The sequence below is a fragment of the Brevundimonas sp. RM1 genome, from assembly GCF_052907225.1.
The window spans coordinates 46,916-70,967 of sequence record NZ_JBRERY010000013.1 but is presented as its reverse complement, the minus strand read 5'-3'; the positions used below and the strand labels follow the sequence as shown (position 1 = coordinate 70,967).

Below are 24,052 nucleotides of genomic sequence, written 5' to 3'. Positions count from 1 at the left end.
GGGCGCGGCGGGCGCCGGTTCCGGCTTGGGCACCGGCGCGGGCTCCGAGCCGCCCGCAGGCGCGTCGCCCGGCGCAGGTTCTGAAGGCGGCGGCGGCGGCGGAGGAGGAGGCGGCTCGACCAGCATCACCTCGACCACCGGCGGAACCGGAGCCAGCGGCGGCCGTTCAACCGGCGCAGCAATGATCAGCGCCAGGATCAAACCGTGCGCGATCAGGCTGCCCAGGATCGGGCCGACCTTGTTCCGACGGCGACGAGGCCCCGCCTTCACCTAAAGGCTCCCCAAGCCTTGCCGTCATGGGCCTTATAGTTGTCGGCGGCCGCAAACACCAAAGCTTTCAATAGATTCTCCTCGCCCTTTTATATTCGACAATGACCATCCCAGCACGTCAGGAAAATGGCGCCAACAAGCCAGGCCATAAATCGGCGCAGAACAGCAAAAACGCCGATTGTTGAAATTTTTTTACAGTCAAGCTGAACCTTTTCACTTCTTCGCGCGTCTTTGCTCCGCCGTTTTGCAACCGACACCGGTGCGGCGCGTAACATCCCCCGGAGTTGGGCCGGGCACGAAGGAGACTGAGTTTGATCAAATTGGCATCTAAGACCGCTGTCATCGGCGCCGTCGCCGTTCTCGGCATCGCCGTCAGCGGCTGCGCCAGCCACCGGTTCGTCCGCGACAACGTTCAAGTCGTGAATGAGCGTGTCGACGGCGTCGACGCTCACGTCACCCAGGTCGAAGGCACGGCGGGCGAAGCCCTGGCCCGCGCCAACGCCGCGCACAAACTGGCCCAAGGCAAGTTCCTGTACGAGGTCGTGCTGTCGGACGACTCGGTGAAGTTCCCGGTCAACCACACCGAGCTGTCGCCGGAAGCCGAGCAGCGCCTGGCCGAACTGGTCCAGCGCCTGCGCGCCGAGAACGCCAACGTCTATCTGGAAATCCAGGGCCACACCGACTCGACCGGCAACGACCAGATCAACGAGCGTCTGGGCCAGGAGCGCGCTGAAGCGGTGCGTCGTTTCCTGAGCGATCAGGGCATCGCCCTGAACCGCATGGCGACCATCTCCTACGGCGCCTCCAAGCCGGTGGCTCCCAACAACACCCGTGAAGGCCGCGCCCAGAACCGCCGCGTCGCCATCATGGTGCTGGCCTAACGGCCGAAGGCTTTCGTTCCGGCCTCATGCCCCGGCCGGAACGAAAAACGGCGGCGTCCCGCAGGGGGCGCCGCCGTCGTCGTCTTCAGCTCAGAACCGACGTCAGGCCGGATCAGCGCCCACGAAAGTCATGAAGCGCGCCGGCGCGCCCTCGCCGAAGGTCATGACGTCATAACGGTCCGGCGCATAGCCGGGCGCTTCCATGCCGGGCGAGCCGGTCGGCATGCCGCCCACGCCGATGCCGCGCGCCTGGCCGGGCTTTTTCAGGAAGGCCTTCACGCCCGCCGCCGGGACGTGGCCCTCGATGACCTTGCCGTCGATCACGGCCGTATGGCAGCTCCACAGCGACTGCGGGACGCCCAGCCGCTGCTTGACCGGCGCCAGGTCGTCGGTCGCGACCACATTCACCTCTATGCCCGAGCGCCGGATGTGATCGACCCAGCCGCCGCAGCAGCCGCAGGAATCGCTCTTGTAGACGGTCATCTCGGCCGCCTCGGCGGGCCGGGCGAAGCCCTCGGCCAGAAACACGCCGCCGCCGACGGCCAGCGCCCCGACAGCGATCGCCGCCAGCTTAACAGGCATCTTCATCTTCAGTTCTCCTGAACGGGATAGCCGGCCGCCGCCAGGGCGTCGGCCAGGGATTGCGGGGACGCCGTCGTCTCGACCTCGACCCGGCGCGCCGGAATATCGGCCGTGATCTTGGCCGCCGGATCGACGGACAGGACGGCCTTCTCGACCGAGGCGACGCAACCGCCGCAGCGGATTTTCGGGATGTTGAGCGAGATCATGACGATGCTCCTTTTCTGGATACGCGACGGTTCATTGGACCCCTTGCCGCCATAGGAAGGTCAAGCGGTCGCACCGGCCGCGTCCTGCGACGTATCGCCCGCCAGGTCGGACAGGATCGGGCAGTCCGGCCGTTCGTCGCCGGCGCAGCAATTGGCCAGATGACGCAGGGTGTCGGCCATCTCGCGCATCTCGAGGATGCGGGCGTCCAGATCGACCAGGTGCTTCTGCGCCATCGCCTTGACCTCGCGGCTGGGCCGCGAGTTATCGCGCCATAACGACAGCAGACGGCTGATCTCTTCGATCGAGAAACCCAGCCCCCGCGCCCGTCGGATGAAGCGCAGGTCGTTCAGGTCGCGCTCGCTGAAATCACGATAGTTGCCGTCGGTCCGATCCGCCGGGCGGATCAGCCCTTGCGCCTCATAGTAGCGGATCATCTTGGCCGTGACCCCGGTCGCCTGTGCAGCCTTGCCGATGTTCATCACGCGGCTCCCTTCACGCTGTTCGAACCGATATGGGGCTTGAAGGCTCGCAGGCGCAAAGCGTTCAGGACCACGCTGACGCTGGACAGGGCCATGGCCCCCGCCGCCAGCATGGGCGACAGCATCAGGCCGAAGACCGGATAGAGCACCCCCGCCGCCACTGGGATCAGCAGCACGTTGTAGCCGAAGGCCCAGGCCAGGTTCTGACGGATGTTGTTCATCGTCGCCCGCGACAGGCCGATGGCGCTGACCGCCCCGCGCAGGTCGCCGCCGGTCAGGACCACGTCCGCGCTCTCGATCGCCACGTCCGAGCCGCCGCCCACCGCCAGACCCACGTCCGCCGCCGCCAGAGCCGGGGCGTCGTTCACCCCGTCGCCGACGAAGGCGACCCTGCGCCCGCCCGCCTTTAGCGCCTCGATCACCGCCACCTTGCCGTCCGGCATGACCTCGGCGTGGACTTCGTCGATGCCCAGACGACGCGCGACGGCGGCGGCGGTGCGGCGGTTGTCGCCGCTGATGACCGCCACCTTCAGCCCCAGCTCGTGCAGGGCGGCGATGGCCTCGGCCGTCGTCGCCTTGACCGGATCGGCCACGGCGATGATGGCGGCCAGTCGACCGTCCACGGCGGCGTAGAGCGGCGTCTTGCCTTCGTCGCCCAGACGGGCCGCCGCCTCGGCGAACACGGCCACGTCGCAGCCCAACTCGGCCATGTAGCGGTCGGCGCCGACGGCGACGCGCGCGCCCTCGACCAGACCCGTCACCCCCTTGCCGGGGATGGAGGCGAAGTCCAGCGGCCGGGCCACCGTCACGCCGCGCGCCTCGGCGGCGGCGACCAGGGCGCGGGCCACCGGATGCTCGGAGCGGATCTCCAGCGCCGCCACCTGGGCCAGCACCGTCGTCTCATCAAAGCCCTCAGCCGTGACCAGATCGGTCAGGGTCGGCTTGCCTTCGGTCAGGGTGCCGGTCTTGTCGAAGGCGACGACGTCCACGCCCTGCAGGGCCTGAAGCGCCTCGCCCTTGCGGAACAGCACGCCCAGCTCGGCCGCACGTCCCACGCCCACCATGATGGAGGTCGGCGTCGCCAGACCCATGGCGCACGGGCAGGCGATGATCAGCACGGCCACGGTCGCGACCAGGGCCATCCCCAGCGCCGGGTCCGGCCCGAACAGGAACCACACGGCGAAGGTCAGGGCGGCGATGGCCATGACGGCGGGCACGAACCAGCCCGTCACCTTGTCCACCAGCGCCTGGATCGGCAGCTTGGCCCCTTGGGCCGCCTCGACCATCTTGACGATCTGGGCCAGCACGGTCTGCGAGCCGACCTGACGCGCCTCGAAGCGGAAGGCGCCCGTGGTGTTCAGCGTGCCGCCCGTGACGTCAGCCCCGGCGGTCTTCTCGACCGGGATCGGCTCGCCCGTCAGCATGGATTCATCGACAAAGGAGGCCCCGTCCGTGACCACGCCATCGACCGGAACCCGCTCGCCGGGGCGCACCACGACCACGTCCCCGACCTTGACCGCATCGACGGCCACGTCCTGCTCGACGCCGTCGCGCACCACGCGCGCGGTCTTGGCTTGAAGCGACATCAGGCGACGGATCGCCTGGCCGGTGCGGCCCTTGGCCCGCGCCTCGATCCAGCGCCCGACCAGGATCAGGGTGACGATCACCGCCGCCGCCTCGAAATAGATGTTGGCCGTGCCCTCCGGCAGCCACTGCGACGCAAAGGTCGCCACCGTCGAGAAGGCCCAGGCCGCCGTCGCGCCCAGCACGACGAGGGAGTTCATGTCCGGCGCCCAGCGCAGCAGGGCGGGCACGCCCTTGCGATAGAAGATGATCCCCGGCACGAACAGCACGAAGGTCGCCAGCACGAAGCTGATGACCTTCCAGTTGAAGGCTCCGATCGTCTCACTGACCCAGTGGTGCATCCCCGGCACGAAGTGCGAGCCCATCTCCAGCACGAACAGCGGCAGGGTCGCCGCGCCCGCGATCAGCACCGCGCGGCCCAGCTTCTTGATCTCGGCGTCGCGGGCGGCCTGTTCGCGATCGCCGGCGTCCGGCCCGGCGTCCTCGGGCGCCTCCAGCACATAGCCGGCCTGTTCGACGGCGGCGGCCAGATCCTGGAACGTCGTCGCCCCCGACAAGAAGCGCACCGTCGCCCGCTCGGTCGCCAGATTGACGCTGGCCGACAGCACGCCCGGCACGGCGGCCAGCGCCTTTTCCACGCGGCCGACGCAGGAGGCGCAGGTCATCTCCCGCACGGGATAGACGACCTCCTCCTCCATCGGCTCATAGCCGGCGCTCTTGATGGCGGCCGCGACGGCGGCGGCGGAACCGTCGGGCGACAGCGACACCTGCGCCCGTTCAGCGGCCAGATTCACCTGCGCCTGCGTCACGCCCGGCACGGCGCGGATGGCCTTTTCGACGCGCCCCACGCAGCTGGCGCAGGTCATGCCCAGGACGGGCAGATCCAGTGTTCTCAAGCCTTCGGCGGCCATGACGTCGTCCTCGTAAACCTTTGACGACGACACCTGTAAACCTTCCCATCAAGGGAAGGTCAAGCGCGCTAAATCAGGCGTCCTGAGGCAGGCGAGCGATGAAATGGCCCTTCATCCCCTCGGGCCAGTCGCGATAGGGCACGGCGCCGTCCGGGCTGGCGACGTAGCGGCGCGCGAAATCGACGATGGCCTCGGCGGCCTCGGCGGTCGGCGTGAAGGTTCCGGCCAGGTAGCCAGGCTTGCCGCCCTGGGCCAGATAGACGGTGCAATGGCTGCGGCAGGCCCACAGGCAGGCCTGCTCCTCGACCCGCAGTTCGGGCGCGCCCCGCGCCGCCGTCGCCACGGCCTGAAGCAGCAGCCGCCCGCCTGAGACGCCGTCCGCGTCCACGGGCTCGTTCGTCGACAGACGGCAGGTGCTGCAGACGACCAGTCGCGCCGTCGCCTCCGTCATCAAAACTCCACCCCGGCCTGGGCCTTCACCCCGCTGCGGAACGGGTGCTTGACCATCTGCATGTCGGTGACGAGATCGGCCGCCGCGATCAGGGCGTCCGGGGCGTTGCGGCCGGTGATGACGACGTGGGTGTCGGCCGGGCGCGCGGCCAGAACCTCCAGCACCTCCTCGACCGGCAGGTAGTCGTAGCGCAAGGCGATGTTCAGCTCGTCGCAGACGACCATCTTCCATTCCGGGTCCATGATGCGGGCCTTGGCGGCCTCCCAGGCGCGGCGGACGTTGGCGATGTCGGCGGCGCGGTCCTGGGTGTCCCAGGTGAAGCCCTCGCCCATCGGCCGCATCTCGACCAGGTCGGGAAAGCTGTCGAACAGGGTCTGCTCGCCCGTCTCCATCGCCCCCTTGATGAACTGGATGATGGAGGTCTTCATCCCGTGGCCGATCATGCGGCAGACCATGCCCATGGCCGCCGTCGACTTGCCCTTGCCCGTCCCGGTGTGGACGATGACCAGGCCGCGCTCGACCGTCTTGGACTGCATCATCCGGGCGCGGGCGGCCTGGATGCGCTTCATCTTTTCGGCGTGGCGGGCGTTCAGTTCGGCGTCGTTGGGGTCGCTCATCGGCGGCCGTCTCCTTCGGCGGTCAGGTCCAGTTCAAAGGGCGCGCCCCAGTCGGTCTCGGCGCCCCGGCCGATGGCTTCGACGGCGCGGACCATGGCGCCGCCGCGGTCCAGCAGGCAGTCGGCGTGGGCGACGATCAGGGGGTTGGGCGTGGCGGTCGGCGCGGCGTCTCGCAGACGCGCGGCCCACTCGCCCTCGCGCCCCGGCGCCGTGCGGGCGCAGGCGACGACATAGGCCGCCGCCGTCGAGCGGCTGACCCCCGCCCAGCAATGGATCAGCAGCGGCCGCGCGCCGGTCCAGCCTTCCGCAAAGGCCAGCAGCGCCGCGACGTGCTCTGCCGACGGCGCGATCAGCCTCTCGCGCGGGGCGGCGATGTCGTTGAAGCGCAGGTCCAGCCGATGCTCGGCGTCAAAAGCCGCTTCAGCCCCCGGCGAGGCTAGCGTCACCAGATGCGACGGCCGGTGCTCGGCCAGCAGTTGCTCGACCTGCGGCAGGGGCGAGACGATCAGCCTCATGCCGCCAGCAGCCCGGCGACGGCCAGCAGGAAGCCGACCTCGAACATCTGCTCGACCGCGCCCAGCACATCGCCGGTGCGTCCGCCGATCAGCCGCTGCGCCTGCCACGCCGGAACCGCGCCGACGACCAGCCCCGCCGCCATGCCGGCCACGCCCGCCGCGACCGGCAGCAGGGCCAGGGGCCACAGGGCGACCAGAACAGCGACCGCCAGTCCCGCGATCGAGGCCCGGTCCGGCCTGCCCTCCTTGGCCATTCCGGGGTCGCCGCCATAGGGCATAAGCGCCATCGCCCCGACCGCCGCCGCCCGGCCCAGGCCATGCGAGGCCACCAGCGCCGCCGCCGCCATCCACGGCGAGACGGCGACCAACATCGCCAGCGCCGCAACCCGCAGCGCCAGCGTCAGCCCCAGCGTCAGCGCGCCGTATGAGCCGAGGCGGCTGTCCTTCATGATCTCCAACCGCCGCGCCCGCGTCTGGCCGCCGCCCAGACCGTCGGCGGTGTCAGCCAGCCCGTCCTCGTGGAAGCCGCCGGTCAGGGCCACGCCCGCCGCCACGGCCAGCAGGGCCGCAATCCACGGGCTCCACACCTGCGCCGCGCCATACAGGATCGCCGCCGCGATCAGGCCGACCACCTGTCCGACCAGCGGGAACCAGCGCGCGCTCTGCTGGATCCACTCCGGCTGGAAATCGCGCAGCGACGGCGTCGGCAGGCGCGTCAGGAACTGCAGGGCGCAGACGAACAGCCGCGCCTCACGCCCGATCATCGCGCGGCCTCCAATATGTCCTTCAGCTCGGCCACGTCGGACAGCAGGGCGCAAGCCGCCTTCAACAGCGGCACGGCCAGCAGGGCGCCCGTCCCCTCGCCCAGCCGCATATCGAGGCCCAGCAGGGGTTGCGCCTCCACCGCCTGCAGCATCCGACGATGCCCGGCCTCGGCCGAAGCGTGGGCGAAGATGCAGTAGCCGCGCGCGTTCGGCGCCAGCCGGATCGCCAGCAGCGCCGCCGCCGAGCCGATGAAGCCGTCGACGACGACGGGCACGCCCGCCTTGGCCGCGCCGAGCAGGGCCCCGGCCATCATGGCGATCTCAAACCCGCCGAACTGGGTCAGCACCTCCATCGGCGCGGTCGCGCCCGACCGGGCGGCGGCCCTGGCCAGCACGGCCTGCTTGCGCGCCATGCCCTCGGGCGAATGTCCCGCCCCCTGCCCCACGCAGTCGGCCAGAGGCGCGGGCGCCAGCCGGTGCATCAGCAGGGCGGCCGAGGCGCTGTTGCCGATGCCCATTTCGCCCAGGGCGATCACATCGGCGCCGTCGTCGATGGCGGCCCGCGCCATGGCCGCGCCTTCCAGCAGGGCGGCCTCAGCCTGATCGCGTGTCATGGCGGGCTCGACCGAGGCGTCCTTCGTGCCCGACGCGACCTTGGCTTGGATCAGACCCGCACGGTCCGACAGGTCGGCGGCGACGCCCGCGTCGATCACCTGCACCTCGGCCCCGACGACCCCGGCGAAGGCGTTGGCGCTGGCCCGCCCCGTCAGCAGGGTGTCGACCATGGCCACGGTCACGCCCGACGGATAGGCCGCCACGCCCGAGCGCGTCAGCCCGTGATCCCCGGCGAAGACCAGCAGCACCGGCTGGGTCACGGTCGGACGCAGAGTCTGCTGGATCAGACCCAGCGTCAGGGCCAGATCCTCGATCCGGCCCAGTGCGCCGACCGGCTTGGCCTTGCCGTCCAGCGCCTGCCGCAGCGGCTCGCGTAACCCCTGATCCAGCGGCGGAACGGAGAAAAGCTCGGTCAGTTCGGTCATGTCAGTCCTGCGATCCGGGCCAGCGCCGGAATGTCGAAATGGGTTTCCAGAACGGCGGCGATGCGGTCCAGCGCCTGATCCACCCGCGCGCCCTGATCCACGCCGTCAGATGGGGCCCCGACCTCCGCCAACAGGGCCGCCCGCGCATCGGTCCGGTCGAACAGGCCGTGGACATAGAGGCCCGCGATCCGCCCGTCGCATGAGCGCGCGCCGTGCGCCGTTCCGTCGATCACGGCGACCGGCCGCGCCGTGTCGGGCCCGTCGGTGCGGCCGATGTGAATCTCATAGCCCTGAACCGCCGCCCCCGAGGGCGTCAGCCGTCCCTCGACCCGTCGCAGGGTCTTGGCCCCCGCCAGCACCGTCTCGATGTCCAGCAGGCCCAGCCCCGGCGCCGAACCCGCCACGCCCTCGACGCCGTCCGGGTCGCTGATCGTGCGGCCCAACATCTGATAGCCGCCGCACACGCCCAGCACCCGCCCGCCGCGCCGCACATGGGCGGCGATGTCCACGTCCCAGCCCTGCGTCCGCAGAAACGCCAGATCGGCCAGCGTCGCCTTGGTTCCCGGCAGGATGATCAGGTCGGCATCCCCCGGCAGGGCCTGCCCCGGCGGCACGAAGCCGAAGTCCACGCCCGGCTCATGCCGCAACGGATCGAAGTCGTCGAAATTGGCGATGCGCGACAGCATGGGCACGGCGATCCGCACTCTTCCGCCGCGCGCGCCGCCCGAACGCTCCAGCACCACGGCGTCCTCGGCCGGAAGCGACCGCGCATCCGCCAGCCACGGCGCCATGCCCAGATCCGGCCAGCCCGTGCGCCGCGTGATCTCGACCCGGCCCTGATCGAACAGGGCCGGATCGCCGCGAAACTTGTTGATGATGAAGCCCCGGATCATGGCCCGGTCCTCGTCGTCCAGCACCGCATGGGCGCCGACCAGGGAGGCGATCACATGGCCCCGGTCGATGTCTCCGACCAGCACCACCGGCACATCCGCCGCGCTGGCGAAGCCCATGTTGGCGATGTCCCCGGCGCGCAGGTTGGTCTCGGCCGGACTGCCCGCGCCCTCGACGATTACCAGATCGGCCTCGGCCTGAAGACTGCGGAAGCTGTCCAGCACCACGTCCAGCAGGGCGGCCTTGCGGTCCTGATAACCCGCCGCCTGCCACACGCCTTCGACCTGACCGCGCACGACCAGCTGGGCGCCGGTGTCGCTCTGCGGCTTCAGCAGGACAGGGTTCATGTCGACGGTCGCCGGGGTGCGGCAGGCCAGAGCCTGAAGCGCCTGGGCGCGGCCGATCTCGCCGGTGCGGCCCTCAGGATCGGGAGCTGTGACGGCGGCGTTGTTGGACATGTTCTGCGGCTTGAACGGCCGCACTGTCAGGCCGCGATTGGCGAAGACGCGGCACAGACCGGCGACCAGCACCGACTTGCCCACGTCCGAGCCGCAGCCCTGAATCATCAGCGCGGCCATGCGAAGCCCCCCGCGATCAGCAGCATCAGCAACAGGGCGCAGGCGACGCCGTAAACCTTCAGCCCGCGTTTCAGATCATGGGCGGACGGCGGCGCCCAGTCGCCGAAGACAGGTCGGTCGGTCATGACGCCGTCATAGCGGACCGGCCCGCCCAGTCGAACCCGCAGCGCGCCCGCCATGGCCGCCTCGGGCCACCCGGCGTTGGGCGAGGCATGCGCGCCCGCATCGCGCCACATGATGCGCCAGCCGCCCGCGCCGCCTAGAGCGATCAAGGCGCCCGCGATGCGCGCCGGGATCCAGTTCATCACGTCGTCGGTCCGCGCCGCCGCCCAGCCGAAGGCGCGCCAGCGCAGCTCCATATGGCCGATCATGCTGTCGGCGGTGTTGACCGCCTTATAGATGAACAGCCCCGGCAGGCCGCCGATCACGAACCAGAAGACCGGCGCGACCACGCCGTCGCAGAAGCTCTCGGCCAGGCTTTCCAGGGCGGCGGTCGCGATCTCGTTCTCGTCCATCGCCTCGACGTCGCGACCGACGATCATGCCGACCGCCAGACGCGCGGCGGGCAGGTCGCCTGTCTTCAGCGGTCGAGCCACGGCGCGGACGTGGTCGAACAGGCTGCGCGCCGCCAGCCCCGTCGCGCCGCAGACCAGCAGCAGCGCCCCCCCCCGCCACAACGGCGAGGCGGCGGCCAGCGCCTGCACGCCCCAGCCTGCGCCGCCTGCGACGGCGATCAGGGTCAGGACCGTGACGACGCCCAGAGCGCGGCGCGCGCCCTCCGGCTGCTCCGTCTTGTTCCAGCGCCGCTCCAGCACCGCGATCAGGGCGCCGATCCACGCCACCGGATGCGACAGGCGCCGGGGCCAGCCGACGACGCCCTCGACCAGCAGGGCGCCCGCGACGATCCAGGGCGTGGGCAGGCTGCTAACGGGCACGGCCGACCATCTCCAGCACCGGGCCGCGCGCGCCGTCCAGGGTGCGCGCCTCGACGCCGTACGCCGCCTTGAGCACTTCGGGCGACAGGGCCTCGGCCGGGGCGGCGTCGGCCAGCACGCGTCCCTCAGCCAGGACGATCACCCGATCCGCCACGCGCAGGGCGGCGTCTAGGTCGTGCAGGGTCAGGACGACGCCCCGCCCCTCTTCATCCGCCAGCCGCCGGAACAGGTCGCAGGCGTCCAGCACATGACCCGGATCAAGGCCCGCCAGCGGCTCGTCCGCCAGCAGCCATTGCGGCTCTCCGGCCAGGGCGCGGGCGATCAGGACGCGCGCCCGCTCGCCGCCCGACAGGGTCGAGACGACGCGGTCGGCGAAGGCGTCCACCCCTGCCACCGCCATGGCGCGGGCCACGGCGGCGCGGTCGTCCGCCCTCAAGCCCCAGGCGCCGACGTAAGGCGTGCGGCCCAGGCCGACGAAGGTGCGCCCCTCGACCGCCCAGGCGATCTCGGCGTTCTGGGGCAGGTAGGCGATGCGCCGTGATCGCGCGCGCGCAGGCAGGTCGCGCAATGCTCGGCCGTCCAGCGTCACCCGGCCCGCGTCGGGCGTCCGCAGCGCCGCCAGACAGTCCAGCAGCGTCGACTTGCCCGCCCCGTTCGGTCCGACGATCGCCGTCACCAGCCCCGGCGCGAAGGCCGCGTCGACGCCGTTCAGCACCGCCTTGTCGCCCAGTCGGACGGACAGGTTCTCCACGCTCAGGATGCTCATGCCAGCTTCCTTCTCATGCTGATAAGCAGGGCCAGGAAGAAGGGGCCGCCCAGGGCCGCCATAGCCACGCCCAGCTTGATCTCGGTCGAGGCGGGCGTCAGCCGCACCAGGATGTCCGCCGCCAGCGTCAACGCCGCCCCGCCCAGGGCCGAGGGCAGCAACAGGCCGCTGGGCCGGGCGCCGATCAGGGGCCGCAGCAGATGCGGCACGATCAGGCCGACGAAGCCGATCGACCCCGTCACCGCCACCGCCGAGCCGACCGCCAGGGCCGCGCCCAGCGCCAGCATCATGCGCCCGACATCCAGCCGCACGCCCAGCGACCGCGCCCCCGCCTCGCCCAGGGTCAGGGCGTCCAGCGTCCGGCCTTGGGTCAACAGCAGCAGGCACCCCAGGATCATGCCCGGCGCCGCCAACCTCAGTTCGACCACGCTGCGGTCAGCCAGCGACCCCATCAGCCAGTTGACGATCTCGTTCACCGCCCAGGGATTGGGCGCCAGGTTCAGCGCCAGGGCGACCCCCGCCCCCGCCATGGTCTGGATCACCACCCCGGCCAGGATGAAGGTGACGACGCTGCTGGTCGCCCCCGCCAGGGCCAGCAGCAGCAACACGCCGACCCCCGCCCCGATCATGGCCGCGACCGGCAGCACCCACGGCGCGCTGGCCGCCGCGCCCAGATAGAAGGTCAGCACCGCCCCCAACGCCGCCATGGTCGACACGCCCAGGATCGCCGGATCGGCCAGCGGGTTGCGGGTGTAGCCCTGCAACGCCGCCCCGGTCAGGCCCAGCACCGCCCCGACCATCAGGGCCAGCACCGTGCGCGGCAGGCGCAGCTCGAACAGGATGGCCCAGGCGGGATCGCCGCGCTGGCTCGCCCAATCGCTCCAGGGGATCCAGACGCGGCCGGCGCTCATGCTGGCGACGGACAGGGCGACGATCAGGAGCAGAAGTCCGATCATCACCAGAGGACGCGGCAGGGTCATGTCAGAGCCTCCAGCGCCGTACGGCGCGCGCGCGCCAGGGCGGCGGCGGTCTGGATCAGCACCGGCCCGCCGCAATAGAGCAGCTTCTCTTCCAGTTGCGCCTGCACCATCCGGCCGGACAGGGACTTCAGCGCCGGATGTCGCATGACCCGGTCGGCCCATGTGCGCGAGCCGCGCACCGGCACGCCGCTGAGCAGCACCTGCGGCGGGTCGGCCAGCAGGCGCTCGACCGGCACATTGCCCCATTTGCCCAGGCCATAACGGGCGGCGACGTTCTGAAACCCGGCGCGGGTCATCATCTCGTCCATCAAGGTGCCGCGCCCGGCGGCGAAACCGTTGGGCTGGTAGATCAGGGCCGTCAGCGGCGGCGATCCGGGCGGCGGGGCGGCGGCGGCGATGGCCGCCTCGATGCGCGCGATCAAGGCCTGGCCCCGCGCCGGACGGCCGACCAGGCGGGCGACCTCGCGCACCTGATCCAGGCTGGCGGCCACGCTGTCGGGCACCGAGAACAGCTCGGTCTGAATGTTCAGACGGCCCAGCGCATTGCGGGTGGCCAGGGCGCTGTGGCGGCTGGTCAGCACCAGATCGGGGCGCAGGGCGATGACCTCCTCCGCCGTCTCCCAGGTGAAGGGCAGGGTCTTGGCCACCTCGGAAATGGTCGAGCCGACCGGCTCGCGCGCATAGTGGCTGAGGGCGACGATCTGTCCCCGGTCGGCGACGTGGACCAGAACGGCGTCGAGGCAGGCGTTCAGCGACACCACGCGACGCGGCGCAGTGTTGGCCGCAGCCGGTCCGGCGACCAGCATGGCCCCCGCGCCCGCCAACGCCTGTCGCCGGGTCGCCCTCATCCGAAGGCCTCCAGCGCGCGTCGCAGTCGAGGGAAGTCGCGCTCGGCCGGAACGCCGAAGCGAAGGGCGTCGGGCGTATGGTCGAACGGCCGGGTCAGGATTCCCGCGCGGCACAGGTGCTGGAACCAGCGCGCGGCGTGGGGCGTGCGCGTCATGCGAAACAGACTGGTCCCGCCGATGATCTGAAACCCCGCCCGCGCCAGCAGGTCGTCCAGCCGGTCGGCCCGTTCGGCCAGGGCCGCCTCGGTCCGGCGCCGCCAGGCCTCGTCGGCGTAGGCGCCCAGCCCCAGCGCCAGGGCGTCGGCGCCGACCGGCCAGTCGCCCTGAAGCGCGCGCAATCGCCGGATCAGCTCGGGCGCCGCCAGCATGAAGCCCAGCCGCACCCCGGCCAGACCATAAAATTTGCCGAAGGAGCGCAGGACGATCAGCCCCGGCTCGGCCAGGTCCGACACGCTGTCGCCGGGCGCGCATTCGATGAAGGACTCGTCCGCCACCAGCCAGCGCCCCGCCTTGGAGCGCGCCCGCGCCATGGCGATCAAATCGGTCCGCCGGATCAGGCGGCCGTCGGGATTGTTCGGATTGACGACGACCAGCACGCCCGCCTGCGAGGCCGCCGCCTGATCGGGCGCGATCAGACGCGTCGCCACGCCCGCCGCCCGCCAGGCCTCGGCGTGGGCGCCGTAGGTCGGGCCGACGATCTCGACCGCCCGCACGCCCAGCAATAGGGGCAGAAGACGGATCGCCGCCTCGGCCCCCGCGACCGCCGCCGTCCGCTCGGGCGCAGCGCCGAAGGCGGCTGCGGCGACCGTCTCCAACGCCGCCAGGGCGGCGGGATCGGGCAGGCGGTTCAGCGCCTCCTCCGACGCACGCGCCCCCCGCCACGGCTCGGGATTGATCCCCGTGGACAGGTCCAGCCAGGGCTGCGGCGCGTCGGGATAGGCGGCGGCGGCCGTCATCAGGCCGCCGCCGTGCCGGGTCGCCGTCGTCAGGAACGCGGCGTCCTTCATCGCATCAGAACCGGACGCGAACGCCGCCGAACACGCCACGTCCCGGCGCGCCGTAGTTCAGGACCGTCTGATAGTCCTCGTCGAAGGCGTTCTCGATCCGGCCGTAGACTTCCAGATGATCGTCGATCGGATAGGAGGCACGGATATCGACCAGGGTGTAGGCGTCGACCTTCACCGTGTTGGCGGCGTCATTGAAGGTTTCGCCGACGTAACGAACCCCCACGCCCGTCTTTAGGCCGAATGCCCAAGCGTAATCGACGTGCAAATTGCCCATGTGTTCGGGACGGCGCGTCAGGCGCTTGCCATTATGCTTAGGATCGGCGGCTTTGACCGCTTCAGCGTCTGTCCAAGTGTAGTTGGCCGAAACGGTCAGTCGATCACCCACCGCCCATCGCCCGGCGGCTTCGATCCCTTGCGCCTCCGTACGAACGATGTTGCCATAGAAACCGCCCCGAGACACGCCGTTGACCGCGCACAACGGGGACGTATAGGTCCAGCAATCAAAATAACCGATTTCGTTGTCGTTCTGCCGGTTGAAGTAGGTCAGCGAGACTACTGCGTCCTGGAATAAACGTTGCTCGACGCCGACTTCCCAGCTCTCGGATTCTTCGGGCTGAAGCGTCAGGTTGCCGTACTCGCTGTACAACTCATACAGCCCCGGCGCGCGGGAGCCCTGGCCCCAGCTGGCGCGGACCACCGTATCGCCCTCGTTCAGGGCCCAGGCCGCCGCGACCTGGCCCAGCAGGTTGTCGCCATATTGCGCATGATCGTCATAGCGCAGGCCGCCGGTCAGGGTCAGGCCGTCCAGCACCGTCCACTGCACCTGGCCATAGGCGCTGTTCAGCTCGGCCTCGCCGCGACCGAAGGCCGGGTTCGGGTTCCAGTCGCCGGGCGAGCGGGTCTTCATCTCCGACTTCTCGTGCTCCAGGCCGAAGGTCGCGTTCAGGGCCTCGGTGAAGGCGAAGGCGCCCTGATATTCCCAGCGGCGGTTCTGGCCCTCGGCGTCGAAGGTCAGGGTCTGGACCTTGTTGTCCGGGTTGAAGTTGCGGCGATCGGTGTCGGTGTGGGCGTAGCCGATGCGGTTGCGGAACCGGCCGTCCAGCAGGTCGAAGTTCAGACCGGCGTAGGCGACCAGCTCCTGGGTCTTGCCGTATTCGCGGCTGTCGCCGTTGAAGGCGTCGAAGTCGTTGCGGCCGCTGGACCAGACCGAGCGCAGGTCCAGCGAAACAGCGTCCGTCACCTTGACGTTCAGGCGGCCCGACAGACCGGTGTTGGCATAGCCGTCGTCCTCGGTCCCCTTGGCGAAGGCCGAGAAGCCGTCGGTGTCATAGCGGCTGGCGGCCAGACGCCAGCTCAGGCGCTCGTTGGCCCCGCCGACGCCGCCCCGGAAATAGGTCGTGCCGCGCGCGCCGGCCTCGGCGTCGAGGCTGCCTTGCAGGGCTTCGGTCGGTTCGGCGGTGACGATGTTGACCACGCCGCCGATGGCCTGGCTGCCCCACAGGGTCGACTGGGCGCCGCGCAGCACCTCGATGCGCGCGGTGTCGCCGACCAGCAGATTGCCGAAGTTGAAGCCCCCCTGGGTCGAGGACGGGTCGTTCAGCTTGACCCCGTCGATCAGGACGACGGTGTGCTGGCTCTCGGCGCCGCGGATGTTGACGCCCGTCGAGGTGCCCGGCCCGCCGTTGCGGGTGAAGCTGACGCCCGGCGTCTGGGCCAGAAGTTCGGCCACGACCGGAGTCTGGCGCGCCTCGAGGGCGGCCTGGGTCAGGACGGTGACCGAGGCGCCGACGCGCTCGATCGGCTGGGCCGAGCGGTTGGCGGTGACGACCACGTCCTCGACGGCGGTGGCGCCGGCGCGGCCCGCCACGTCGGGGGCGGCGGCCTGCTGGTCTAGGACTTCTGCGGCGAAGGCGGGGGCGGCGGCCAGAAGGCTGGCGGCGGCCAGGGTAGCGAAGGCGGTCCGGTTCATTCCGGTTCTCCATATGACGACGCCGCGCCGGACCGCCCGCCGCCCGGATGAGCGAAGGCGGCCGCTGACGCGGCTGGTTTACGACTGTCGTCACACGAGTTGCCTCGACCGCCCGGCACATCCCGACCGCGCGGAGAACGACGGCGACAGGCAGGTCTCCTGGCTCGCGGGTCAAGGCCGGTGCGCGTCGCCTTCCCAGAAGTCGTTCAGGCCGTGGCCTTCCGGACCGCCAGTGGCGTATGACGCGCGGGCTAGCCGCTTACAGTTGCGGGAACAGCCGGAGTTTCACACTCCGTTCCCTTTCAATCCCCTTTCGGGGAACCTGACGCGACCGTGGCAGTAGGACCGCGCGCCGTTCAGGTCAACCGGAGAGACGACGCATGACCCTGACCCTGGTTCTCGGCGGCGCCCGCTCCGGCAAGAGCGGCTACGCACAGCGACAGGCCGAACAGGCCGCCGAGGCGACGGGCCGCCCGCCCGTCTTCATCGCCACCGCCGAGGCCTTCGACGACGAGATGCGCGACCGCATCGCCCGCCATCAGGCCGAGCGCGGCCAGGGCTGGCGCCAGGTCGAGGCGCCGCTGAACCTGGCCGAAGCCGTGCGCGCCCTGTCGGCTAAGGACGTGGCGGTGGTCGACTGCCTGACGCTGTGGCTCAGCAATCAGATGCTGGCCGAGCGCGACCTGGCCGCCGCCGTCGACGACCTGGCCCAAGCCCTGGCCGCCTGCCCCGCCACGCTGTGGGTGGTCAGCAACGAAGTCGGCTGGTCGCTGGTGCCCGACAACCCGCTGGGCCGCCGCTTCCGCGACGAGGCCGGCCGCCTGAACCAGCGCATCGCCGCCGTCGCCGATACGGCCTGCCTGATCGTGGCGGGAATGCGCCTGCCGCTGGAGCGGATCTGACCGGAACCGCCTAAGGCTCCAGCTCGATGTCCCAGTAGAGGTAGTCGAGCCAGCTCTGGTGCAGGAAGTGGGGCGGGAAACGCCGCCCCGCCTGCTGAAGCTGCCAGGCGCTGGGCTGGTGGGCGGTGCGGCGCAGAGGCATCTGGGCCTGACCGGGCGTGCGGCCGCCCTTGCGCAGGTTGCAGGGACCGCAGGCGGCGACGATGTTCTGCCACGTCGTGCGCCCGCCGCGCGAGCGGGGGATGACGTGATCGAAGGTCAGATCCTGGGACGAGCCCGGCTCGCCGCAATACTGGCAGGCGAAACCGTCGCGCAGGAAGACGTTGAAACGGGTGAAGGCCGGCTTGCGGTCCTGATCCACATAGGACTTCAGGCAGACCACGCTGGGCAGTTGCATCTCCAGCGAAGGACTGCGCACGACCTTGTCATAGGTGGCGACCACGTCGACGCGATCCTGCCACACGGCCTTGACCACCTCTTCCCACGGCCACAGCGACAAGGGGAAATAGGACAAGGGCCTGAAATCGGCGTTCAGCACCAGGGCTGGAAAGCCGGACGGCGGGCGGGACAGGACCTGCATCAGGCCCTCCCGCTCATACGGGGGGTTATCGACGCGACAGGACTGAAGACACGTCTCCTTCCTTGGTCTGATGCGAAAACCCTACGCCTGATTCCCCCGCATCGCCATGACGGATACGACGCGTTTTCGTGACGCCCCCGTTCGTGACGCCCCCGTCAGAAGACCTCGACCAGTTCGAACCGCTCACACACGAGCGGCATGTCCGGCGCGAACACGCCCTCGCGCTCGAAATAGGTCTGATGGCCCTCGCGCCAGTATTGGGCCGACAGGTCGCCTTCGCCCTCGGCTCGCATGAAGTCCTCGTCGACCTGATCGAAAGCCAGGATACGGACCTCGGTCGTGCGGATCACGCAGGTCGGACGACCGCCCCCGTCGAGGATGACGCTGAGGTCGCCCACAGCCGGCATCACGTCCGCCTGACAGGAGACCAGGGAGGAACAGGTGGCGCGCTTGCGTCCGTCCAGCACCAAGGCCAGCAGTTCATCAGCCAAGCCGGGGTTGTCGCCAAACGCCCACCGGGGCACGGCGGCATAGATGTTGGGAAGATCGGTCATGGAGAACTCAACAACGGGTTGCGGCGCCAGGACAGGCGGCGAACTTGTTCATGAAGGCGGCCACATCAACGGCGCTCCGCTACACAGCCCTGACCAGGTCGTCGAAGCGAAGCGCCAGTAGAAAATCGCCGTCAGAAGACCTCGACCAGCTCGAATCGTTCGCAGACCACCTTCATGCCCGGCGCCCAGGTGCCTTCGCGTCGGTAATAGGCCTCATGCGCGTCGCGCCACCATTCGTAGGTCAGGTCGCCCTCTCCCTCGGCGCGGGCGAAGTCCTCGCTGACCTGCTCGAAAGGCATGATCTCGACCTCGGTCGTGCGGATCGCACAGCGAGGAGCGCCGGCGCCGTCGAGGATGACGCTGATCTCTCCCACGGTCGGCATGATGTCGGCCTCGCATGACGCCAGCGACGAACAGGTCGCGCGCTTGCCGCCCGCCAGCACCAGGGCCAGCAATTCATCGGCCAGTTCGGGGCTGTCGCCAAAGGGCCAACGGGGCGCGGCCGCATAGGCGGGGGGAATATCGTTCATCTGCATTCTCGTCAGTTGGATTCAATATCGCGAAGCGGCGGTCGGGAAGGCGGGCAGGCTCCAGCCCCACTTCAGGGCGCCGGCGCGCACGCCGAACCCGGCCACGACGGCCACCGCCACGGCGGGCCATGTGGGCAGGCTCACGGCCTTCAGGCCGACGAACAGGGCCGCCGACACCAGGGCGGCGGTGATGTTCAGTTCGCGCCGCAGCAGGATGGAGGGCTGGTGCGCCAGCACGTCGCGCACGATGCCGCCGAAGCAGGCCGTCAGCACGCCCATGACGATGCAGATCAGCGGCGTCACGCCATAGGAGGCCGCCTTGGCCGCCCCCATGACGCCATAGGCCGCCAGCCCGACCGCATCCAGCCACAGCAGGGCGCGGAAACGCCACGACCGCGCGCCCAGCATCCAGAAGCCGACGGCCGCCACCATGCAGACGGCGACATAGCGCCAGTCCTGCACCCAGAAGACCGGCGCTCCGATCAGCAGGTCGCGCAGGGTGCCGCCGCCCATGCCGGTCACGGCGGCGAAGAAGGCGAAGGTCAGGACGTCATGCTTCTCGCGCGCGGCGGCCAGGGCCCCGGTGGCGGCGAACACGGCCACGCCCGCGAAATCCAGCAACGGCAGAACCGCAGCCGGACGAACCAGGTCTGCGCCCGCGATCGGCTCCAACATCGTCATCATCCCCAGGGCGCCGCGCGGCGCCGTCTTCGGGGTCGCCCCCAGCCTTCATCAATGCCGAAGGCTAGAGGCCTTCGTCCAGCGCGATCTCGCCGCGCCGAACGCCACCATACCACCCCCAGAGCAAATGCGCCGCCACCGCGCGATGCGGGCGCCAGATCTCGGCGCGGGCATAGGCCTGTTTCTCGTTCGGACGGGCCTCGGCGCGGTCGGCCCAACGCATGGCTTCCTGAAGCGCCACGTCGCCGCCGGGAAAAACGTCCCCTCGCCCCTCGCAGAACATCAGGAAGGTCTCGGCCGTCCACTTGCCCACCCCCTTGATGGTGACCAGGGCGGCGATAGCCTCGGCGTCGTCCAGCCGCTCCAGATGATCGAAGTCGATGTGGCCCTCCGCATGGGCGCGGGCGATCTCATGGCCGTATTTCGCCTTCTGCCCCGACAGGCCGAAGGTGCGCAGCGTCTCTACATCGCGCGCCAGCACGGCCTCGGGCGTCACCTGACCGTCCAGCCCCTCCACCACCCGCTTCCAGATCGAGGCCGCCGCCGCCACCGACACCTGCTGCTCCACGATCATGCGGAACAGGCCCTCATAGCCGCCGGTCCGCAGCCGCCATTCGAACACGGGCGTCGAGGCGTGCGCGCGCGCCAGCGCCGGATCGGCGGCGGCCAGGGCCTCACGGGCGGCGGCGACGGAGGCGGGAGACGGAGCAAGGGCCATGAGGCCATGCTAGCCTTCCGCCTCATCCCTCGAAAAGAGACGTTCGCCGCACGGTTCTGACCGCGGCCGGAAACCGCTAGTCTGGCGCCATGTTCACCACCCGCTTCGCCCCTTCCCCCACCGGCCGCCTGCATAAGGGGCACGCCTTTTCGGCCCTGACGGCGTGGCGGGCGGCGAAGGCGGCGGGCGGGCGCTTCGTGCTGCGGATCGAGGATATCGACCCAACGCGGTGCCGACCGGAATTCGAGGCAGGCATCTATGAAGACCTGGCCTGGTTGGGGCTGGACTGGGAGACGCCGGTGCGGCGCCAGTCCGATCACCTGGCCGACTACGCCGCCGTGGTCGAGGCGCTGGACCGGCGCGGCCTGCTCTATCGCTGCTTCCGCACCCGCAAGGAGATATTGGACGCCATCGGCGACGCCCCCCACGGCCCCGCCGAGGCGGCGCGCCCCGGTCCGCATCCGGCCGAGGAAGAAGCCCGCCTGCTGGCCGAGGGACGCCCTTTCGCCTGGCGACTGTCGCTGGAGCGGGCGAAGGAGGCGCTGGGCGGCGCGGTCTGGGACGCACTCAGCTTCATCGAGGAAGGCTCAGGCCCCGATGGCGAGACCGGCCGGGTCAAGGCGCGGCCCGAAACGGCGGGCGACGTGGTGCTGGCGCGCAAGGACGCTGGGACCGCCTACCATCTGGCCGTGACGCACGACGACGCCCTGCAGGGGATCAGCCATGTCATCAGGGGGCAGGATCTGTTCGAGGCGACGCATATCCAGCGGCTGATCCAGGCGCTGATGGACTGGCCTGCGCCCGTCTATCGCCACCACCGCCTGCTGGCCGGGCCCGACGGCCGCCGCTACGCCAAGCGCGACCGCTCGGTCACGCTGGCGGAACTGAGGGAGGGCGGCCTGACGCCCGAGGCGCTGAGGGCGGAGCTGGGGTTCTGACCGCAAGGCGCCGTCAGATCGGCATCCGCATGATTTCCTGATAGGCGGAGATCACCTGATCACGCACCGCCATGACCGTCTCCAGCGAGGCCTCGGCCGAGGAGATGGCGGTGACGACGTCGATCAAATTGCCCTGCCCCTGGACCGACTGGGCCATCTGCGTCTCGGCGGCGCGGGTCTGTTGCGTCGTCTGGGTCATGACGTTCTGCAGCAGGTCGGCGAAGCCTCCGGCCGCGTTCGGGCCGGTGCTTGCAGCCGCATTGGCCGAGGTGGCGACATTGACGCCGCCCCCGCCCTGAACGGCGGCGTAGGCGCGGGCGGCCATGATGGGGTTCATGCCCTAGACCCTCTTACTTCTTGATGATGTCGAGCGTGCGGGAGTCCATGTTCCGCGCCGTCTCAATGACGTTCAGGTTGGCCTCATAGGCGCGCTGCGCCTCGCGCATGTCCATCGCCTCGACCAGGGTGTCGACGTTGGGCCGCTGCACGTAGCCTTCCGCGTTGGCGGCCGGGTGCGAGGGGTCGTAATCCATGCGGAAGTCGCTCTGGTCCGGCCGCACCTCGGCCAGGACCACGCCGGTCGCGCCGTCGACGTTGCGGGCCTGAAACACCGGAGTCTGGCGGCGATAGGGCTGGCCGCCCGCGACGTTGGCCGTGGATTCCGCGTTGGCGATGTTCTCGGCGATGATGCGCATCCGCGACTGCTGCGCCTTCAGCGCGCTGGAGGCGACGGCCATGGCGGTGTTGCGCGGAGTGACGGGGCGACCGTTGATCGGATCAGGCATGGCTCACTCTCCCTCAGGCCGCGGGCTTCTTGGCCGCCAGGCGGATCATCTGCATCGACTTCTGGTAGAAGCCGATGGCGGCGTCATAGGCCATGCGGCTCTCGGCCATCTTGAGCATCTGCTCCTCGACCACGACCGAGTTGCCGTCCAGCGTGGTCTCGGAATCCGGGGCGCGGGTCGCCTCGAACCGCGCCGCCTGGCCGGGCGGCGAGATGTGCCGGGCGTTGGTCGCCGTCATGCGCAGGCCGCCGCCCGTCCGCATCGCCTCGGCGAAGTCGGTCGGCGTCTTCAGGTCGCGGGCGACATAGCCGGGAGTGTCGGAGTTGGCGACGTTCTGGGCGATCACCCGCTGGCGGTCGTCCAGCCAGCCCAGGCGGCCCTTGATCTGATTCAGCAGCGGCAGGTCGGTGACGGACACGCGAATCCCTCGGACGGTGATCGGCAGAATTTGCCGCCTGCATGGTTAATATCTCGTATCCCTAAACGCGCCGTTAACCACGTCCGTTGAAACATGCCCCCGAAGCGCCGCGTCCGCGCGCCGCCGCCGTATGCGTCTGGGGCTGCATCCGCATGAACTTCCTCGATCTGTTCCGGGCGATCTTCGGCCTGGCCATCACCCTGGGCATCATCGGCCTGGCCGCCTGGGCGGCGCGGCGCTATGCGCCCGAGATTCTGGCCCGCTTCCAGGGACCGCAGGGCCAGGTGCGGCGCATGAAGGTGGTCGAGACCCTGGTGCTGGACCCGTCGCGCCGCCTGGTGCTGATCCGCGTCGACGACGAAGAACGGCTGATCCTGCTGGGCGAAGGCCGCGAACTGATCGAGCCCCGCCAGCCGGGAGGCGTGAAATGAAACGCCCCGCCCTGTTCGGCATGCCGACCCGCGACGAGCTGAAGCGCGCGGCCCTGCTGTCCCTGATCACCACCGCCCTGTGCCTGATCTGGCCGCTGGGCGCTCTGGCGCAGGAGGCGGCGCAGGGCGGATCGGCCATCAACATCGACCTGGGCAGCGGCGCCGGCCTGACGCAGCGCGTGGTGCAGCTAGTCGGGCTGATGACGGTGCTGTCGCTGGCGCCGTCCATCGTCATCATGACCACCAGCTTCGTGCGAATCGTCGTGGTGCTGTCCCTGCTGCGCACCGCGCTGGGGATGCAGCAGTCGCCGCCGAACGCCGTCCTGGTGTCCCTGGCCCTGTTTCTGAGCGCCATCGTCATGGGTCCGACCTGGCAGGACGCCTATGATTCGGGCATCCGCCCCCTCATGGATCAGCAGATGGAGCTGCCTCAGGCCTTCGATGCGGCGTCCGAACCGGTAAAAACCTTCATGCTGGCCCAGGTGAAGCCGGACGACCTGGCGTTGTTCACTCGCCTGTCGCGTGTGGAGGCCCCGGCCGACGTGCAGGATCTGCCCCTGCGCGTGGTCACGCCGGCCTTCATGATCAGTGAGTTGAAGACCGCCTTCACGATCGGATTTCTTCTTTTTGTTCCGTTCCTTGTGATCGATCTGGTGGTCGCCAGCGTGCTCATGTCCATGGGTATGATGATGCTGCCGCCGGTGGTGGTCAGCCTGCCCTTCAAGCTGATCTTCTTCGTGCTGGTGGACGGGTGGCGACTGGTCGCCGGAAGCCTGGTCGAGAGCTTCCAGAGAGCCTCCGGAACCGGATAAATCCCCAGCCTGCAAGGCCTGCGCGCCGATGCGCACTTGCCAAGCTCCCCAAAACCGTCGTTGATCCCCCGGTCCTCGTCCGGCGCTTCTTTCCGGGCGACCACCATTGGGAAAATACCCTCATGACCACTCAAGCTGAACTGATCGCCGCCGTCGCCAAGGACGCGGGCGTTTCGCAAGCTGACGCCGGCAAGGTGCTGACCGCCATTGTCGAAAACATCCACAAGTCGCTGAAGTCGGGCGGCGACGTCCGCATCTCGAACCTGGGCGTGTTCGACACCGCCGAGCGCGCCGAGCGCGAAGGCCGCAACCCGGCCACCGGCGCCACGATCAAGATCCCGGCCTCGAAGGCCGTGCGCTTCCGCGTGTCGAAGCCGCTGAAGGACGCCGTCAACGGCTAAGCCTTTCAGGCGCGTTCGATCCTCCTT

General features: G+C 69.9%; 31 protein-coding genes and 1 riboswitch. Of the genes, 6 read left to right on the top strand and 25 right to left on the bottom strand.

Translation table 11 applies throughout. The features are described 5' to 3' along the window. Positions 1-270, bottom strand: a 270-nt coding sequence (locus tag ACU5AP_RS12335) for a hypothetical protein (protein WP_446681309.1), incomplete at its 3' end; no start/stop codon positions are given. A gap of 305 nt (positions 271-575) precedes the next feature. Here ACU5AP_RS12335 and ACU5AP_RS12330 point away from each other — a divergent pair. Continuing rightward, the gene (locus ACU5AP_RS12330) at positions 576-1,151 is read left to right on the top strand and encodes an OmpA family protein (RefSeq protein ID WP_446681310.1); all 576 of its coding nucleotides are present in this window, start codon (positions 576-578) and stop codon (positions 1,149-1,151) included. Between the two features lie 102 nt (positions 1,152-1,253). On the opposite strand, the gene ACU5AP_RS12325 is transcribed toward ACU5AP_RS12330, so the two are convergent. The 16 genes from ACU5AP_RS12325 to ACU5AP_RS12250 form a co-directional block, all read right to left on the bottom strand. After that, entirely contained in the window at positions 1,254-1,739 is a 486-nt protein-coding gene (locus tag ACU5AP_RS12325) for a DUF411 domain-containing protein (RefSeq protein ID WP_076223714.1), read from the bottom strand. A 2-nt stretch (positions 1,740-1,741) separates the two neighbouring features. Beyond that, positions 1,742-1,939, bottom strand: a complete 198-nt coding sequence (locus tag ACU5AP_RS12320) for a heavy-metal-associated domain-containing protein (RefSeq protein ID WP_003165896.1) — start codon at positions 1,937-1,939, stop codon at positions 1,742-1,744. 60 nt (positions 1,940-1,999) lie between these two features. Continuing rightward, on the bottom strand, positions 2,000-2,419 hold the full coding sequence (gene cueR / locus ACU5AP_RS12315) for a Cu(I)-responsive transcriptional regulator (RefSeq protein WP_003165897.1): 420 nt from the start codon (positions 2,417-2,419) through the stop codon (positions 2,000-2,002). Then, positions 2,419-4,914: a heavy metal translocating P-type ATPase gene (locus ACU5AP_RS12310; RefSeq protein WP_446681308.1), complete on the bottom strand. Its 2,496-nt coding sequence runs from the start codon at positions 4,912-4,914 to the stop codon at positions 2,419-2,421. The genes cueR and ACU5AP_RS12310 overlap by 1 nt, the downstream gene beginning before the upstream one ends. A gap of 73 nt (positions 4,915-4,987) precedes the next feature. After that, entirely contained in the window at positions 4,988-5,365 is a 378-nt protein-coding gene (locus ACU5AP_RS12305; RefSeq protein WP_046652078.1) for a DUF1636 family protein, read from the bottom strand. Beyond that, the gene (gene cobO, locus ACU5AP_RS12300; RefSeq protein ID WP_003165900.1) at positions 5,365-5,982 is read right to left on the bottom strand and encodes a cob(I)yrinic acid a,c-diamide adenosyltransferase; all 618 of its coding nucleotides are present in this window, start codon (positions 5,980-5,982) and stop codon (positions 5,365-5,367) included. Before cobO ends, ACU5AP_RS12305 begins: the two co-directional genes overlap by 1 nt. Beyond that, positions 5,979-6,497 carry a tyrosine phosphatase family protein gene (locus ACU5AP_RS12295; protein ID WP_128720607.1) on the bottom strand — a complete coding sequence of 173 codons (519 nt, stop codon included), beginning with the start codon at positions 6,495-6,497 and terminating at the stop codon, positions 5,979-5,981. Before ACU5AP_RS12295 ends, cobO begins: the two co-directional genes overlap by 4 nt. Continuing rightward, complete coding sequence (cobS, locus tag ACU5AP_RS12290; protein WP_223850896.1) at positions 6,494-7,261, bottom strand: adenosylcobinamide-GDP ribazoletransferase; 768 nt, start codon at positions 7,259-7,261, stop codon at positions 6,494-6,496. The genes ACU5AP_RS12295 and cobS overlap by 4 nt, the downstream gene beginning before the upstream one ends. Then, positions 7,258-8,301 carry a nicotinate-nucleotide--dimethylbenzimidazole phosphoribosyltransferase gene (gene cobT / locus ACU5AP_RS12285; protein WP_088410208.1) on the bottom strand — a complete coding sequence of 348 codons (1,044 nt, stop codon included), beginning with the start codon at positions 8,299-8,301 and terminating at the stop codon, positions 7,258-7,260. The genes cobS and cobT overlap by 4 nt, the downstream gene beginning before the upstream one ends. Then, entirely contained in the window at positions 8,298-9,770 is a 1,473-nt protein-coding gene (locus ACU5AP_RS12280) for a cobyric acid synthase (RefSeq protein WP_128720608.1), read from the bottom strand. The genes cobT and ACU5AP_RS12280 overlap by 4 nt, the downstream gene beginning before the upstream one ends. Beyond that, entirely contained in the window at positions 9,758-10,705 is a 948-nt protein-coding gene (gene cbiB / locus ACU5AP_RS12275; protein ID WP_446681307.1) for an adenosylcobinamide-phosphate synthase CbiB, read from the bottom strand. Before cbiB ends, ACU5AP_RS12280 begins: the two co-directional genes overlap by 13 nt. Then, positions 10,695-11,471: an ABC transporter ATP-binding protein gene (locus ACU5AP_RS12270; RefSeq protein ID WP_128720609.1), complete on the bottom strand. Its 777-nt coding sequence runs from the start codon at positions 11,469-11,471 to the stop codon at positions 10,695-10,697. Before ACU5AP_RS12270 ends, cbiB begins: the two co-directional genes overlap by 11 nt. Next, the gene (locus ACU5AP_RS12265; protein WP_128115178.1) at positions 11,468-12,451 is read right to left on the bottom strand and encodes a FecCD family ABC transporter permease; all 984 of its coding nucleotides are present in this window, start codon (positions 12,449-12,451) and stop codon (positions 11,468-11,470) included. Before ACU5AP_RS12265 ends, ACU5AP_RS12270 begins: the two co-directional genes overlap by 4 nt. Continuing rightward, positions 12,448-13,299, bottom strand: a complete 852-nt coding sequence (locus tag ACU5AP_RS12260) for an ABC transporter substrate-binding protein (RefSeq protein WP_440230366.1) — start codon at positions 13,297-13,299, stop codon at positions 12,448-12,450. Before ACU5AP_RS12260 ends, ACU5AP_RS12265 begins: the two co-directional genes overlap by 4 nt. Continuing rightward, entirely contained in the window at positions 13,296-14,306 is a 1,011-nt protein-coding gene (gene cobD / locus ACU5AP_RS12255) for a threonine-phosphate decarboxylase CobD (RefSeq protein ID WP_446681306.1), read from the bottom strand. Before cobD ends, ACU5AP_RS12260 begins: the two co-directional genes overlap by 4 nt. Before the next feature lie 4 nt (positions 14,307-14,310). After that, entirely contained in the window at positions 14,311-16,275 is a 1,965-nt protein-coding gene (locus tag ACU5AP_RS12250; protein WP_446681305.1) for a TonB-dependent receptor plug domain-containing protein, read from the bottom strand. 132 nt (positions 16,276-16,407) lie between these two features. Continuing rightward, positions 16,408-16,616: riboswitch (cobalamin riboswitch) on the bottom strand. Between the two features lie 39 nt (positions 16,617-16,655). Here ACU5AP_RS12250 and cobU point away from each other — a divergent pair. Continuing rightward, complete coding sequence (cobU, locus tag ACU5AP_RS12245) at positions 16,656-17,177, top strand: bifunctional adenosylcobinamide kinase/adenosylcobinamide-phosphate guanylyltransferase (RefSeq protein WP_446681304.1); 522 nt, start codon at positions 16,656-16,658, stop codon at positions 17,175-17,177. Positions 17,178-17,187: 10 nt separating this feature from the next. Here cobU and ACU5AP_RS12240 read toward each other — a convergent pair whose 3' ends face one another. From ACU5AP_RS12240 to ACU5AP_RS12220, 5 genes are all read right to left on the bottom strand, one after another. Then, a complete protein-coding gene (locus tag ACU5AP_RS12240) occupies positions 17,188-17,760 on the bottom strand; it encodes an HNH endonuclease (protein ID WP_172575529.1) in 573 nt (190 codons plus the stop codon). 152 nt (positions 17,761-17,912) lie between these two features. Continuing rightward, positions 17,913-18,311: an ASCH domain-containing protein gene (locus ACU5AP_RS12235; RefSeq protein WP_003165912.1), complete on the bottom strand. Its 399-nt coding sequence runs from the start codon at positions 18,309-18,311 to the stop codon at positions 17,913-17,915. A gap of 131 nt (positions 18,312-18,442) precedes the next feature. After that, positions 18,443-18,841 (bottom strand): ASCH domain-containing protein, encoded by a 399-nt coding sequence (locus tag ACU5AP_RS12230; RefSeq protein ID WP_278448776.1) that lies wholly within the window; start codon positions 18,839-18,841, stop codon positions 18,443-18,445. Between the two features lie 21 nt (positions 18,842-18,862). Continuing rightward, positions 18,863-19,525 carry a trimeric intracellular cation channel family protein gene (locus tag ACU5AP_RS12225; protein WP_003165917.1) on the bottom strand — a complete coding sequence of 221 codons (663 nt, stop codon included), beginning with the start codon at positions 19,523-19,525 and terminating at the stop codon, positions 18,863-18,865. 61 nt (positions 19,526-19,586) lie between these two features. Continuing rightward, a complete protein-coding gene (locus ACU5AP_RS12220; protein ID WP_446681303.1) occupies positions 19,587-20,240 on the bottom strand; it encodes a DNA-3-methyladenine glycosylase family protein in 654 nt (217 codons plus the stop codon). Between the two features lie 89 nt (positions 20,241-20,329). Here ACU5AP_RS12220 and gluQRS point away from each other — a divergent pair, with 89 nt between their 5' ends. Beyond that, positions 20,330-21,178, top strand: a complete 849-nt coding sequence (gluQRS, locus tag ACU5AP_RS12215; protein ID WP_128720614.1) for a tRNA glutamyl-Q(34) synthetase GluQRS — start codon at positions 20,330-20,332, stop codon at positions 21,176-21,178. 13 nt (positions 21,179-21,191) lie between these two features. Here the strand turns inward: gluQRS and fliE are convergent, their stop codons facing one another. From fliE to flgB, 3 genes are read right to left on the bottom strand one after another with little or no spacing between them, the layout of a single operon-like run. Next, positions 21,192-21,515: a flagellar hook-basal body complex protein FliE gene (gene fliE, locus ACU5AP_RS12210; protein ID WP_003165922.1), complete on the bottom strand. Its 324-nt coding sequence runs from the start codon at positions 21,513-21,515 to the stop codon at positions 21,192-21,194. 13 nt (positions 21,516-21,528) lie between these two features. Then, entirely contained in the window at positions 21,529-21,963 is a 435-nt protein-coding gene (flgC, locus tag ACU5AP_RS12205) for a flagellar basal body rod protein FlgC (RefSeq protein ID WP_003165923.1), read from the bottom strand. A 13-nt stretch (positions 21,964-21,976) separates the two neighbouring features. Beyond that, entirely contained in the window at positions 21,977-22,381 is a 405-nt protein-coding gene (gene flgB / locus ACU5AP_RS12200; protein ID WP_046652102.1) for a flagellar basal body rod protein FlgB, read from the bottom strand. Positions 22,382-22,533: 152 nt separating this feature from the next. Between flgB and ACU5AP_RS12195 the strand changes: the two genes are divergently transcribed. The 3 genes from ACU5AP_RS12195 (at position 22,534) to ACU5AP_RS12185 (ending at position 24,025) form a co-directional block, all read left to right on the top strand. Next, entirely contained in the window at positions 22,534-22,812 is a 279-nt protein-coding gene (locus tag ACU5AP_RS12195) for a FliO/MopB family protein (protein ID WP_046652103.1), read from the top strand. Further along, positions 22,809-23,624: a flagellar type III secretion system pore protein FliP gene (fliP, locus tag ACU5AP_RS12190; RefSeq protein WP_046652104.1), complete on the top strand. Its 816-nt coding sequence runs from the start codon at positions 22,809-22,811 to the stop codon at positions 23,622-23,624. The genes ACU5AP_RS12195 and fliP overlap by 4 nt, the downstream gene beginning before the upstream one ends. Positions 23,625-23,746: 122 nt before the next feature. Further along, positions 23,747-24,025 (top strand): HU family DNA-binding protein, encoded by a 279-nt coding sequence (locus ACU5AP_RS12185; RefSeq protein WP_003165927.1) that lies wholly within the window; start codon positions 23,747-23,749, stop codon positions 24,023-24,025. Positions 24,026-24,052 lie beyond the last annotated feature (27 nt).